Annotated in this window: 14 protein-coding genes; 9 read left to right on the top strand and 5 right to left on the bottom strand. The window is 63.5% G+C overall.

Translation table 11 applies throughout. The features are described 5' to 3' along the window. Positions 1-75: 75 nt before the first annotated feature. Positions 76-4,386: a MobF family relaxase gene (gene mobF / locus ACE37B_RS11350; RefSeq protein ID WP_409923432.1), complete on the bottom strand. Its 4,311-nt coding sequence runs from the start codon at positions 4,384-4,386 to the stop codon at positions 76-78. A 279-nt stretch (positions 4,387-4,665) separates the two neighbouring features. Between mobF and ACE37B_RS11345 the strand changes: the two genes are divergently transcribed. From ACE37B_RS11345 to ACE37B_RS11335, 3 genes are read left to right on the top strand one after another with little or no spacing between them, the layout of a single operon-like run. Continuing rightward, complete coding sequence (locus ACE37B_RS11345) at positions 4,666-4,989, top strand: hypothetical protein (protein ID WP_409923431.1); 324 nt, start codon at positions 4,666-4,668, stop codon at positions 4,987-4,989. Beyond that, on the top strand, positions 4,986-5,588 hold the full coding sequence (locus tag ACE37B_RS11340; RefSeq protein ID WP_409923430.1) for a hypothetical protein: 603 nt from the start codon (positions 4,986-4,988) through the stop codon (positions 5,586-5,588). Before ACE37B_RS11345 ends, ACE37B_RS11340 begins: the two co-directional genes overlap by 4 nt. After that, complete coding sequence (locus tag ACE37B_RS11335) at positions 5,588-5,917, top strand: hypothetical protein (protein ID WP_409923429.1); 330 nt, start codon at positions 5,588-5,590, stop codon at positions 5,915-5,917. The genes ACE37B_RS11340 and ACE37B_RS11335 overlap by 1 nt, the downstream gene beginning before the upstream one ends. Positions 5,918-6,342: 425 nt before the next feature. Here the strand turns inward: ACE37B_RS11335 and ACE37B_RS11330 are convergent, their stop codons facing one another. The 3 genes from ACE37B_RS11330 to ACE37B_RS11320 are packed head-to-tail and all read right to left on the bottom strand — an operon-like array spanning position 6,343 to position 7,587. Then, on the bottom strand, positions 6,343-6,642 hold the full coding sequence (locus tag ACE37B_RS11330) for a hypothetical protein (protein WP_409923428.1): 300 nt from the start codon (positions 6,640-6,642) through the stop codon (positions 6,343-6,345). Further along, entirely contained in the window at positions 6,642-7,232 is a 591-nt protein-coding gene (locus tag ACE37B_RS11325; RefSeq protein ID WP_409923427.1) for a hypothetical protein, read from the bottom strand. The genes ACE37B_RS11330 and ACE37B_RS11325 overlap by 1 nt, the downstream gene beginning before the upstream one ends. Before the next feature lie 22 nt (positions 7,233-7,254). Continuing rightward, a complete protein-coding gene (locus tag ACE37B_RS11320) occupies positions 7,255-7,587 on the bottom strand; it encodes a hypothetical protein (protein WP_409923426.1) in 333 nt (110 codons plus the stop codon). A gap of 340 nt (positions 7,588-7,927) precedes the next feature. Between ACE37B_RS11320 and ACE37B_RS11315 the strand changes: the two genes are divergently transcribed. The 3 genes from ACE37B_RS11315 to ACE37B_RS11305 all read left to right on the top strand — a co-directional run bounded on the left by ACE37B_RS11315 (position 7,928) and on the right by ACE37B_RS11305 (position 9,411). Next, positions 7,928-8,338, top strand: a complete 411-nt coding sequence (locus ACE37B_RS11315) for a DUF6349 family protein (protein WP_409923425.1) — start codon at positions 7,928-7,930, stop codon at positions 8,336-8,338. A 251-nt stretch (positions 8,339-8,589) separates the two neighbouring features. Beyond that, positions 8,590-9,027, top strand: a complete 438-nt coding sequence (locus ACE37B_RS11310) for a hypothetical protein (protein ID WP_409923424.1) — start codon at positions 8,590-8,592, stop codon at positions 9,025-9,027. Between the two features lie 102 nt (positions 9,028-9,129). Next, positions 9,130-9,411 (top strand): hypothetical protein, encoded by a 282-nt coding sequence (locus ACE37B_RS11305; protein ID WP_409923423.1) that lies wholly within the window; start codon positions 9,130-9,132, stop codon positions 9,409-9,411. Positions 9,412-9,427: 16 nt separating this feature from the next. Here the strand turns inward: ACE37B_RS11305 and ACE37B_RS11300 are convergent, their stop codons facing one another. After that, a complete protein-coding gene (locus tag ACE37B_RS11300) occupies positions 9,428-9,841 on the bottom strand; it encodes a helix-turn-helix domain-containing protein (protein ID WP_409923422.1) in 414 nt (137 codons plus the stop codon). A 625-nt stretch (positions 9,842-10,466) separates the two neighbouring features. On the opposite strand from ACE37B_RS11300, the gene ACE37B_RS11295 reads away from it, so the two are divergent. The 3 genes from ACE37B_RS11295 (at position 10,467) to ACE37B_RS11285 (ending at position 13,050) form a co-directional block, all read left to right on the top strand. Continuing rightward, positions 10,467-10,844 carry a hypothetical protein gene (locus ACE37B_RS11295; protein WP_409923421.1) on the top strand — a complete coding sequence of 126 codons (378 nt, stop codon included), beginning with the start codon at positions 10,467-10,469 and terminating at the stop codon, positions 10,842-10,844. A gap of 353 nt (positions 10,845-11,197) precedes the next feature. Continuing rightward, entirely contained in the window at positions 11,198-11,944 is a 747-nt protein-coding gene (locus tag ACE37B_RS11290; protein WP_409923420.1) for a DUF5131 family protein, read from the top strand. Between the two features lie 2 nt (positions 11,945-11,946). Continuing rightward, positions 11,947-13,050, top strand: coding sequence for a three-Cys-motif partner protein TcmP (locus tag ACE37B_RS11285; RefSeq protein WP_409923419.1), 1,104 nt, complete (start codon positions 11,947-11,949; stop codon positions 13,048-13,050). Positions 13,051-13,434 lie beyond the last annotated feature (384 nt).

Below are 13,434 nucleotides of genomic sequence, written 5' to 3'. Positions count from 1 at the left end.
AGATTTGGGCGCTGATCTCACCGGCTGCGCTCATATTGTGTCGACATCGTGACCGGTCTGGTGCTCGTCCGCCCCTCAGTCGATCGACAGGTCAGCCGGTGCGGGTATGCCGGCTCTTGTGTCGAGGCGGGTTGTGAGTGATGTGTGCGCCTCGACGAGAGGTCCATCGGTAGGCACTGGCCCGATTGGGTCCGCTCCGGCGTGACCGGCGCGTTCGCGGTAGCCGGCTACGTCGAGCACGAGGCGTCGTATCTCGTCGATACGGGCAGATGGGTTGCTGATCTGGGCTTGTTGAACGCAGTTCGCAACCCACTGTTGGTGGGTGCTAATCGCTTGGTGTGCGAGGTGGTTGGTGCGTTGGTTGATGGCAGCAGCGAGGTGCGGGTCTGGGCGTGCGTTCCATCCGTCGAGGCGTCTTAGGGCGTCGAGGGTTTCGATGTTGTCCGTGAGTTCGTCGCGTCGATGTACGAGGCGTGTGAGTTGTTCGGACCGGACGTCGAAACCGGCGGGCGTCGTGTCGGCTCGGAGGGTGTCGATGGCGTCGTAGATCTGGTTGCGTTGATGGCGAGCGAGTTCTGCTTGGCGGGCTGGGCTTGCTTCGATGAGCGCGAGGTCGAGTTCGACCAGGGTGCGTGGCTGCGGTGTGTCGGCCGTAGTCGCGGCGAGTTGGTTGTAGAGGTCTTGGGCTGCGGCGGGCAGCGGTGTGGGCCAGTGATCAAGTGGTCCGGCGTCGATGGTGAGGTCTTGGAGGTCAAGGTATTCAACGACGTTGGGCCAATGTTCGAGGATCCAGTCGGCACGCTCGGTCAGGCCCTTCTGGGCGATGGCGAGTGCTTCGAGGCGGTCCTCGACGGTCATGGTGGTGTTGCCGGTGAGGTCGTCGACCATGCGTCGGGTGTCGGCGGGCGCGGCGTCGAAGAGTGCTTCGAGTTCGATGATCCGGTTGCGTGCGGCGAGCAGGTCGATCGGGTCATGCGTCTCGACATCGAGGCTTGGCTGGTGGTTGGCGAGCCATGTCCGGGCGGTGAGTGCGCCGTCGAGGAGTCGTTCCCATCGGGCCCGGAGTTCGGGGTGGGCGGGTGCTGGGCCGTAGCCCTCGGTGGTGTCGTCGAGGTGGTGTGTGTCGCGCCATTGGGCGAGCTTGGAGAGGTGGTCGTCGTAGACAACGGCACCGGTCGGGTCGGTTGGCCGGTCGCCGACCCAGTAGCGCAGCCATGCTGGCGGGGTGGCTCGAAGTTGGTGAACGAGCTGTGTGCGGCGCTGCTCGATGGCGGTGGGGATCATCTCGAAGTCGGCTACCTCGACGCCGTGTTCGAGGAGTGCTCTCTCCCAGTTCTCGAGTTCGTCGGTGAGGATCTGATCGAGTTCGTCGAGGTATTTCGCTGCTGCTGGGGTGATCTCCGCCGGCGCGGGTGAGTCGACGGGTCGCAGGTTCTGCCAGTCCATGACCTTGGTGTACGTGCGTTCGCCGTCGCTGCTGGTGAACTGAACGTTGGCTTGCCCGGTGCTGTCGATGAGGTGGGTGACGGTGCCGATGTTGTCGCGGTCGAGGGCGTTGACGCGCCCTCCGATGTGCATGAGGGAGCGGTGGATGGTGGCGTCGGCGTGGTGTTTGATGGCTCGGGACGGGTCGGTGTGGCCGTCCTTTCGGAGCTGTGAGGCGACGCGGTTGATGTAGCCCTGGCGCTCTTCGAGGTTCCCGATCGTGTGGCTGTGGGCCAGGTCGGATACGGCGACGAGGTCGGGTTGATGGGCGATGGCGAACTGCTTGGCCATCGACAGGTTGAGTGTGCCGACGACATCGGACTGTGCGTCGCCGATGCGTTCTGAGGGCAACGGGATCCCGGTCGTGTGTGGCTGTTCTCCAATGACGGCGGCGTCGTTGGAGGTGGCGTAGAGGTGTGCTTCGTTCTTCGCTCTTGACAGGGCGACGTAGCCAGACTCGCGGTACATGCCGCGTGGGCCGACGACGAACACGTCGTCGCAGGTGAGTCCTTGGGCCTTGTGGAATGTGGTGGCGTATCCGTGGGTGAGGTGCCCTTCGGTGACGTACTGGCGTCCGAGACGGATGTTCCGACCACTGATGAGCTGCATGTCGATCTCGTGGCGCTTGTGGTTGATGTTCGTGATCGTGCCGATCATTCCGTTGTCGACACGCATCTTCTTGCCGCAGTCGAGGTCGAGTTGGCCGGGCATGTTCTTGGTCAACAGGACTCGGTCGCCGCGCTGGTAGTCCTTGCCAGCGATGTCGTATGCGTCACCGGTGAGGCGCCCGGTGCGCGCAACGAAGCTTCGTGCGACGTCGTTGAGGAGCTTCGCTTCGGACACGGTCCCGGCAAGCATGTGGGCGTTCGATCCGGACTCGTATGCGGAGAACCAGTCAGCGACAGCGCGTCCCTGGACCTCGGCCTGGTCGTCACCGAGGATGACTCGGTCGTGATCGATGTATGCCTTCCAGAATGCTGCGATGTCGCCGTTGCGGAGGTGGTCGAGGGCTGGGTGTTCCCATTCGTGGCGCTGACGTCGGTTGATCGTGAGTTCGCAGCGTTGGTCCTCGATCGCACGCAGGAGCGCGGCGAATGATCCTCCTGCCTCGATCTCTGGGAGCTGGTGATGGTCGCCAACGACGATCACTTTCGCCCCGGCGCGTCGCGCTTTGGTGGCGAGTTCGTGGAACTGGAACGTGCCGACCATTCCTGCCTCGTCGACCACGACCACAGAGCGGTCGTCGAGTTCGTGGACACCGTTGCCCAGGAATCGGTGGATGGTGACGGCGTCGATTCCGGCGCCCTCGGAGAGTTCTCGAGCTGCTCGACCTGTGGGGCAGGTGCCGACGACGTTGTAGCCAGCGGACTCGAACACTTCACGAACGGCGTTCATCGTGTACGTCTTGCCAGTGCCGGCTTTGCCGACGACGGCTTCGACAGCGAGGCCTTGTGTCGCAAGTCGTCGCACAGTGTCGGCCTGGTCGGGGCCGAGGGTGGTGTTGATGTTGGCGATGTAGTGCTCGACGAGGGCGGGGTCGACGAGGCCTGCTGTGGGTGTCGGGTCGGGGGTGAACAGCGCGGTGAGATCGGTCTCTTTGTTGATGAGTGTGCGGGTGGTCCAGCGCTGCTCCCATGCAACGTGGTGCTCCGATTCGCGAGGGAGAGGGACGAGTTCTCGGTGTGCGAGTACGGCGTCGGTGAGGCGTTCGAGCAGTCGTGCGGAGCCGGTTCCGCCGAGCTGGTCGGCAACGGCGTTCTGGACGCCGAGCCGGTTCACGATGGCATCGGTTTCGGGGAGCTTGTGGCCGATCCGGTTGGCGAACTGGTCGATCGTGAGCTGTTCGTGAGTGATCGATCCGTGGTACCTGCTGTGTGACTGGATCGAGATGAGCGAATCCTTTGCGAGTACGCCGTCGGCAGTGTCGGCGGCGAAGCCGCGTGACGCAGGATTCGCGGAATCGAGCAGATCGTTGATGTCGCTGGGGCCGTACCCGATGCTCGCGGCTTCTTCGAGCCATTGAGCGTCGAGAGTCTCCTGGTCGATCTCATGCTTCGCAGTGCGTGTCGTGAGCGCGGCGATGTTCGCGGCGTCGGGCCCGGATCTGCCGGTGCGGGCGAGTTCGGTTTCGATCTCGGCACGCCGTTTGGAGAACTGCCGGCGGACCATGTCAGGTACCCCGATAATGTCGGCCAGGCCTTTGTGGACTTCGGTCCACTCGACGCCGAGGCGCTGCGTCAACTCGTTGCGCAACACCGATTGGTAGACGGTTCCGGCCGCGATCTTCGACTTGAAGATGGCTTGCCCGTCGAGCGCTGACCACTTGCCGTCGGGCCCTCTGGTCATGTTCGCAATCAGCACGTGGGAGTGGAGTTGCGGGTCGCCTTGACGGCTCGTGCGATGCCGGAACTGGGCAGCGATGAACCCAGCACCGGGCAGTCGCCGTGTCCCCCACTTCTCGAACTCGGACGTTTTGTCCGGGTGAGTGTTGGACCCACGCCGCACGAAACACGCTTCTCGCTCGAGCCAGCTCAAGGCTTCCCCGACCGCCAGATCGGTCGCTTCGACGACCTGGGCACGCACGAGCGGGTCTCCGAGCGCGTAGAGGATCGACACCGATTTGGGTGCTGAGAACGTGAGGTCGAAGCCGGGAACTCGGTTCTTGAAGGTGCGGACCTGGGTGTTGTTCGGCGTCAGAGCGGTGCCCGGAGCGAGGCCGGCGAGGACCGATCGAAGCTCTTCGCTGGCGACGTCGTGCTCGAGGCCGAGCGCTCCCGACGCTGTCCCGATCCACTCGCCCTGCGTTTCTCCTGCACCGGAGTAGTAGTCGTCGAGGCCCTTGGCGACTCGCTCCAAGTAGTAGTCCTCGGCCCCGACCCGGAGCTTCCATACCGACAGCATCAGAGGGGTATGGGTCCATTTGGGGGCTCCCGTTTCGCCGGTTTTGTGCAGCACTGGCTTGCCAGTGCATCTGTGTGGTGAGAAAAAGTGAGTCGGCGGTTCGGTTGGTGCGGGTTCTGCGGTCGATGGCTTGGGCCGACGGTTGGTGGCTCGGCGTCGGGCGTGATCGGTGTTGGCGTGTTTCGCGCTTCAGATGTTGAAACGTTCGCCCGGTGCCGTGCCCATAGATATCGAGTCGTTCGTGATCGGTGCGAGCGTCGAGATGATTGGAGGCGAGCGATGGCTCGAAAGGCAGGATCGGAAGCGGAGCGGGTTGCTCTGGATCGACTGAAGGATCGTCGTGATCGTGAGTCGAAGGGCTACACCGAGTTCTTCGCGGTGGAGGACCGGCGACGGCGGCTGAGCGACGAGTTGGACGGCCTCGACGTCGAGGCGGCTGAAGCGTTGGCCGCGATCGCTGAGGTGTCCGACGTTGTCGCGATTGCCGACGTGATCGAGTGGTCACCGGCAAGGGTCCGCACAGCAGTCAAGCTCATCGCGGATCGTGCGCCTGCCGATGATGGGCGCAAGGCTGCAAATCCCGCGGCGAATGGTGCGTCGTGAACGACTTGAAAGCGTCGCGTTCGTCGCTGACGTGGATTCCGGCTGACCCGATCGACGCGGCGTCGTCGTGGCGGCGGGCGTCGATCGCCGCGGCGGCATTGACGACCTACGGCAGTGTTCATGACGGGCCAGGCAACGATCCGTACATCAAGGGTTGTGCCGAGTCGCTGCTGCGGGTGGCGTTGCGGGTTGGATGGCTTGGTCGCAGCGTGTTGGATCGACCAGTCGGCCTCGACGATGTCTCAGCATGGATCGCGTCGATGCCGTCGCGAGTTCCGCACAGTGCGGTGATGTTGCTCAGCGATGTCACCCGGTCAGCTGCTCGTGCTGATCGTGTGGCGGGAATCGTGGCGCTGCGAGAGCTTGCTGCCGCTCCTGCTCGACTCCCGGGACGCCAGTGCGGGTTCGTTGCGGTGGTCGCTGGGCGAGCTTTGACGCAGGTGTCGCCACCGGGGTTGGTTGACGGCCTGTGGTTTCGGGCCGGGTTTGCTGCGATGGCGCTCGAGGGTCGCCGGTCGGGCCCTTTCCGATTCGTACGCGGCCACCGTTCAGAACCCGATGGTGGCCTGAGCGTCGAGCGACCTCACTACGACTTCTGATGAGGCACTCGAAGGAACCGGAGGGCTGGGCCGCTGGTGCTGATGGGGTGTGGTGGACGAGCGACGCAACTGCGACGAACTGGGAGCCGCTCGAAGCGTTCGTGGGCGACAGTGCCGTGATGCCAGCGGCGATCGAGCCGGCGGACTTCATGTGGATGTCCGAGGTGCTGTTGTCGACCGGGGTCGTGATTCAGATGTACAAGCACATCATGACTCGCCGGTACATGTACCTGGGTGACGACGGCCGTGCGTACTGGGCGTCGGGTGGCTGCTACGTGCAGCACGATCGTCTCGGCGACGCGGTCGAGGGACTTGAGTTGGAGCGGTGACTGGCGTGGTGATGTGCTCGGAGTTGTCCGACATCTGGGAACGACTGTCGGCGTCGACCGATGTGTCAATCGATGTCGCTTTGCGAGGCCTGGTGGATCACTGTGTTCGGCACGGCTGCGACCAGAACGATGTTCAGGGCGTGCTCATCGACGTGTGCTTGCAAGCGACCGAAGATCCTGAGGTGATCGTCGCGATGTCGCATCGGATCGAGGACCACGGCGACCGTCATGTGGCGTGGCGCAGCGTGTTACTCGGCTCGCTTGGCTCGATCGTCGGTGCTGCTGAGGATCGTGGCGCAGCCTGTCCGGTAGTGGCGCGTCGCGAGTTCCATCGGCTGCGCCGGCTGTGGAGCATCCCCGTCGATGCTGGACGCTGGCAGACGCGCTCGAAACGGACTGCGTTCTAACGCGTTCCGATAAGAGGATCACTCGTCGGGTCCAGCTGTTGTTGATCGGCCAAGCAGTTCGAGGAGTGCGGCTTCGCCTTCGGGCGAGAGTTCGATCGTGGCGATCACCCTGTCAGCGTTGCTACGCCGGGAGCGCGCTTGCCAGCACGGCTGACCGACCATGTTGCAGTAGTCGCAGCCGCACAGCATCTCGTCGATGTCGTTCTGGACGTCGGTGTCGATCTCAGCGTCGGGGCAGCCGAGCCAGCAGTCGTTCTGTCCGCATGCGGGGCAGGGTCCGGCGTCGTTCCAGCTGTCGGCTTCGTCTCCTGCGATCATCAGCGATCCAGTGCTGCAAGGTTGGCGGCGATTGTTTCGGCGACGGTGGCGGCGATACCGATGGCGACGAGTTGGCGTTCGATGCGGGAGGTTTCGTCTCCTGCGGTGCGCATGGCGAGAGCAATCGTGTGAGCCCGGGTGAAGTCGTCGAGCGTGGCCGCTGTTGCTGCGACATCGAGGGTGTGGCGGGCTTGGAGGTCGTCGGTCATGCGGCGGACGTGGCGGTGTGCGACGTCGGGGATGCTGCGGCGCACGGCGATCCCGAACGGTGTCGAGTGGGCGAGGCCGAACATCATCAGGCGTTGGATGGCTTTTGCGAACGGGGATGAGCGGCCAATGGTGTAGCTCAGTCCCATCTCTCGGGCGAGTTCGGTGAGGTTGATCTCGACGCCGTCGGGGTTGGCGTCGAGGACATCGCTCCAACGGCGCAGAACCCAAGAGGCGGTCGGGCCGAGCACGCCCAGCCAGTAGGTCTCCACGTAGCGGCTGCGGGGATCGTGCCCGATGGCCTCAACGGTCGGATCGATCCATGCGCTCAGGGCGATGGTCGTGCTGTCGGCGGTGGTGGTGTTGAGGGTGGTGGGTTCCATTGGGTGCTCCTGGGAGTGGTGTTCAGCGGGTGGTGTCGAACAGTGCGAGCTGTCCGGCGTCGGGGAGAAGAACGGCGTCGACGGTGGTGAAGCCGAAGTCGACGGGGATGCGCTGCCAGGCGTCTTCGGGAAAGAAGTAGCGGGCCTCGGCAATTGCGGGGTGCTCGGTGCGCGTGTGCGCTGCTGCTGCAGCGACTGCTCCGATCGAGTGCTGGTTCAGGGTCACGAAGTCGCACTTGGGGCAGGTGCCCTCGGTGGCTCGGATGACTGTTGAGATGGTTTCGCCCAGCCCCAGAGGACCGACTCCCCCGATCGGGGCTGGGCGAGAAGTGGTGGCTTCTTCGGTCATTGCCATGTGGAACACATTACTCCTTTCTGTCTTGACTGTCAAGACAGAAAGGAGTAATGTTGGATCTATGGACGAGCTTTCTGTCGCTGAACCAGTTGGAGCTTTGACCTGGACGTCGAGCCGTGACGACCGCTGCTTCTTGTCGAGGTGCGGTATGTGTGGTGCTCAGCCGGGTGAGTTGTGTGCTGCGAGCTTCCTCCACACGGGGCGTCGTTTCGAGGTCGCTCTGTGGTGGCCGGGTCGCTCGCTGATTGGCGCTGACGACGTTGTGATCGAGGGTCGGTGTCAGGCGACGGTGGAGGACACGTACTGCTGGGATTTCGACACGCCTGGTCAACATGGTGACGTGGCGACTCGGCGAGCAATCGTGTACCGCGGTGCGTGCGTCGGGTGCGGGTGGGCGGGCTCGGAGGAGCATCCGGGCGACGAGGGTGCGGCGATTGCTGATGCGCTCGACCACGCGCTCGTCGGGTGGAGGTCGGTGCCGATCGTGACTCGTCACCATTCCGACGCGAACGACAAGGCGTTCGCAAAGTGGGCGCGTCAGATCACTGCGCTCTATGACGGCTTCGGCCTCGAGGCGTCGCTGTCACCTGAGCGTGGCGGTGTGATCCGTACGACTCGGGTCGGGGGAGGGTCGCGGTCGCATTGGTCGAGGGGCTTCTACGACATGTGTGGCGAGATCGTCGCTGAAGATCCCGAACGGCGGGGTCGGCCGCTCTCGGAGCGTGCGGAGGAACAACTCGGTCTTTTCTGATCACACGACACTCGACTCGCCAGGGCCCGGCCCAGTGCCACCCTCCTCGTCCAGGTCGACCCGCGTGCGGTCGCACCTATTGGACCGCCGCATCGATGTTGTCGACGAAGGTCGCGCAACGACAGGAGCTGTTCTCATGGTCTTGAACGAATGGTTCGGTGAACTCACCGCCGCTCAGTGGAGCGCATACCGCCGCCACGACGACAGGATCGCCCACCTTGCGATCGGGGCGACGTGAGATGATGTGCACCGTGTCCACTTCCCCTGACGTTCGCGACCGCGACTGGGTCGCTGCTCGCCTCGACGCCGGCGACACCGTCACAGCCATTGCCGAACAGGCCGGCGTCTCTCGCCAGACTGCGTCGACGTGGGTCGGCCGCCACGGACTCTCGACCACGACCCGCCACGACAGTCGCCCGTCGCCGGAGCAGCTGGCCGCCGACTATCAACGGGTGGGCTCCATCAGGCCACTCGCCGCCGAGTACGAGATCTCGCCGGCGGCCATGCGGACGTGGCTCTTCCAGGCCGGGGTCGAGATGGCTGAGCCGAGCGTGTCGGGAGGTCGACGACGAGCCGACATCGACGTCGATGAGATCCACAAGCTCCGCGAGGACGACTGGACGTGGCAGAAGATCGCTGACCACTTCGGCGTCGCCTACGAAACCGTCCGCCGCGCCGCTTCGAGATAGCAAAGAACTCGGCATAGCCCAGCTCGACTTCCCGATCGCGTTGACCCTCAACCTTCACGGCAACCCGTTTACCCCATCTGTCAAGGCTGTAATGTGATGGTCGTGAACGAGATGGACCACGACGAGATGGTGGTGACCGCTGCGGACTTCTGGCTTGCTCGATTTCCGAACCGGGCTCGGTGGGCGTGGGCGTCGAAGCCAACGATGTGCGCGTATCAGGGCTTAGGTTTGTGCACCGCTGGATCCGCCATCCCCGCCGTTGAGCCAGGCGAGCCATACTTCGACACGGGCGACGTCATCCGCACCCCGGCAGTCGTCCCGATCTGCCTGTGCGAGTCGTGTGCCGACTCCGAGATCCCAGACGAAGCGTTTGCCATCGTCTGATCTGCTGCGGCTGGCGTCACTCGCCCCATGACGGGTCGAGCCGCCGGCGGATGGTGTCGTTGCCGACCCCGTGGTCGATCGCGAGCTGCGCGATGGTCGCTCCTGCCAGACGCTTGGCCCGCACTTCGCCAGTGTCGAGACGCGCCCGCCGGCGCTCGATGTCTGCATCGATGAGCCAGCGCCGAGCGGTCTCGGGAGCGACGCCAAGTTGTTCGCCGAGTTCGCGCGTTGTGCGGCATCGGTCGTAGAGCCGAGCGAGTTCGTCCGGCGGCGGTCGAACTCGTTGAGAACGAACTGGCCGAAGCTTGTGTCGCTCGATCCATGCGTAAACGGTCTGGCGGGACACGCCGGCGACATCAGCAATGTTGGTGATCGACACGTTCCTTTCGAGCTGCGCCTCCAGCCACTCCCTGTTGTCGATCCCGTCCACGCGACGAGCGTAGAGCGCGTCCGCATACCTCGGATTGGTGCTCCCTCGGTTCAGCGGTGTGAAACGAACTCCGGCTCGTGACCCATAGGTGGGCATGGCACCAACGGGCTCCGTGCATCTTCCCCAACGTGGCGGGTTGACACTTGGGGTAGACGGGTGGGATGCTGGGTGTTCCCCAGCTTCGCACTCGGCCTCCTCGAACGCTCGAACAGATCGGAGCGATGTCATGCATCTCGTAGGGGTCAATGGAGCGGGCCAGCGTTGTCCCGCGGCGCACCGCACGGAGGTCGTGTGACGTGACGGCGATGACGAATGGGCTTGAGCTACGCGGGACACAAGTCAAGATGCCGTGGGTTTGCCCGTCCTGTGGTCATTTCATGGTCACCGTCGGAGTGGACCCGGAGGAGCCGTTCCATGAGTGCGTCGCTGTGCACCGACGAGTGGTGTTCGTGCCGTACACATCTTCGGAGCAGGCCGAATCGATCCGTCGCCGCCTTCCCGTGAAGAGTCGTCCGCAATGGTGACGCTTCCTCGACGCATCGCAGTGGTGCAGCGGCTCCTGGCCGCCGCCCGGAGAAGCCGATCCCGCAAGTGACGACCACGAGGAAGGAAGGACGGTGAACTCATGACCAGCGAACCAGTTCGGCTGCAACTGGCGCAGATGACGGTGACCGACAGTCACGTCTACACCCCGATCGGCGTCTACGACTTGGTCGGAACGCGGTGGAAGTGGGAGTCGTCGTGGGGTGCCAACTGCGTACAGCCGGTGTGGTCGTTGGTGATGGGCGTGTTGACGTTCTGGTCGGTCATTGGGATTGCGTTCTTCTTCGTGTACCGCACCGAGCATTGGGGCCGCGTCACGGTCACGATGACGTCACCGACTGGCGCCTGGTGGACTGAGACCGTGCAAGTGAATGCACCCGGCGAGCGGGCTGACCTCGAACAGATGCTGATGCTGCTCGACAACTGGTCCATCGCTGCGCAACGTGAGATCGTCAGCTGAGTCTTCGCCAGCCGCTCCGAGGTGCGGCGCTGTGCCGCCGCTCGGATCTCGACGAGGACAAGTTTGGCGCCGTGCCGGGCTGGACCAATCGTGCGCTACAGATATCCGCTGCCATGCTGGTCGTGGTTCGCAGCCGAGGACGTTGTGTGCAGCAATTGCGGCGTGAAGCGATTCGTTCTCCTCACGCTTTCCCCGAGGACCCCTCGCCAACGGCCTATCGCTTCGGCCGCGATACGGTCTCCGCCTTTCGTGATTGGCGCATGGTGAGGCGTCGACGGATCCGCGAGCGCTGAGGTACCCCCGGCGTACTGTTATCGACACTACCAATCACGGCTCGAACAAAAGGGTGGCTCATGTCCGACAAATCGGCGATCGAATGGACCGAAGCAACGTGGAACCCAACGACAGGCTGCGATCAGGTCTCGCCAGGGTGCGATAACTGTTACGCGCTGACCCTGTCGAAGCGTCTGAAAGCGATGGGATCGCAGAAGTATCAACTCGACGGTGACCCCCGTACGAGCGGACCGGGCTTCAAACTGACGGTCCACGAGAACTCGCTTGACGTCCCGCGGCGTTGGGCGGCGCCGCGGCTGATATTCGTGAATTCCATGAGCGATCTCTTCCACAAGGACGTGCCGATTGCGTTCATCCGCCGAGTTTTCGACGTGATTCGTGAGACACCGCAGCACACCTACCAGATGCTGACGAAACGCTCGAAACGCCTCGAACGGATCGCCGACCAACTCGACTGGCCGTCAAACCTGTGGATGGGCGTGAGTGTCGAAACCGATCGCTATCTGTTCCGGATCGATCACCTCCGCAACGTGCCGGCGGCGGTGCGTTTCGTCAGCGCCGAACCCCTGCTGGGCGCCCTCGGAGCCGTCAATCTTGAAGGCATCCACTGGGTCATTGCGGGCGGCGAGTCGGGTCCGCACTCTCGGCCCGTCGAACAGGAGTGGGTGACCGAACTCAGGGATGGCTGCGCTGATGCAAAGGTCGCCTTCTTCTTCAAGCAGTGGGGCGGCCGAACCCCCAAAGCTGGCGGTCGTGAACTTGAAGGCGAGGTCTGGGACCAACTCCCTACCCAAGTAGCGAGCTGAACGTGGCGCCACCAACAACGCTCCTCTGGGAGCGTGACCCTCACACCGCCGCCAAACACCAACTTCTGAGCCGCTACCTGCAGGCGTGGTTCCCGATCGTTGCCAGGTACAGCAAGGGCGGCGTCACATACGTCGATGGGTTCGCCGGACCAGGCAAATACACCAACAGCGACGAGAGCTCCCCAACGATTGCGTTGGGCCAGGCTCGCCGAACCGAAGTCGCCAAGTGGGCGAACCCGCTTCGCCTCGTGTTCCTCGAAGCACACGCCGGTCGAGCCGATCACCTCCGATCACTATTCCAGGAGAACTACCCGGACGGTGCACTTCCTGCATTGCTCGAAGTAGAGGTCGCCCACGGGACTTGTGAAGACGACCTGCTGCCGATTCTTGATCGTGTTGGAGCATGGAGTGGACCGGTCTTCGCCAACCTCGATGGCTGGGGCGTCGACACTCCATTCCACGTCGTCCAGCGGATCGCAGAGAACGATTCATCCGAGGTCTTGGTGACGTTCGCCGATGCGTTCTTCAAGCGATTTGCGACACTCAAGGACAACGTGGCCGGCGACAAGGTCTTCGGCGATGCGCATTGGCGCAAGGTTGCCGACCTCCCGACACCCGAGAAGCGGCCGTTCCTGGTCGCCGAGTATCGCGAACGGCTCCACAGGATCGGCCTCGAGCACACGCTGACCTTCGAGATGATCGACGAAGGCGGCCACACGCTTTTCCTGATCTTCGGCACCAGCAATCTTGCGGGCGTCGAGAAGATGAAGGATGCGCTCTGGAAAGTCGATGCGGGCGCCGGTCAGCGCTTCCGGGACCCGAAGGACCAAGGCCAACTCTTCTTCACCTTCGACAAGCCGGACTTCACGTCGTTGAAGAAGGACCTGATCGGCCAGATGCTGGACGGCCAACAGAACCTCCACGACCTCGGCGCTTACACTCTTGCCGAAACTGTGTACAAGCGATCCCACGCGAAGACGGCGATGGACCTACTCGTGGAGGACAAGATCGCCGAGCAAGTTTCGACAGGCCGAACCGCTACGGCCAAGGTGTACAAGCTCACCAATGGAGGCGCCCCGCAGGAGCAGCAGTCCAGCTTGTTCTGATCCAGGACGGTATGGATGGAACCCGACGGCGCAGGCATGCGATTCATCGACTGCATCCAAGAGGGACACACCGTCTTCCGTCGGCGTCAGGACCGATCATGTCCATTCAGCGAGATGCGATCCGGAAGCTGTACCTATCAGGCGCTTCGTCCTCACGGATCACAACTCATCTCGACGCTTGATCCGGTCCGCCGAGAAACGGTTTCGGTTGTCCGACACGGAGGTACCGCATTTGAGTGTCGAGTGTGCGGCGGCGACACCTGCGCTGCCATGAGCTGTCATCTCACGGCGACGCTCGGCCGGGCAACGTCGAGTTCGCTGGTGCAGGGCCCACAGGGTCACCTTCACAAGAATTCCGGAGATTCCGTGAAACGGTCCTGCATC

It is taken from the genome of Ilumatobacter sp. (assembly GCF_046290335.1).
Classification (GTDB): Bacteria; Actinomycetota; Acidimicrobiia; order Acidimicrobiales; family Ilumatobacteraceae; genus Ilumatobacter_A.
This window is presented reverse-complemented; position numbering and strand designations above follow the sequence as displayed.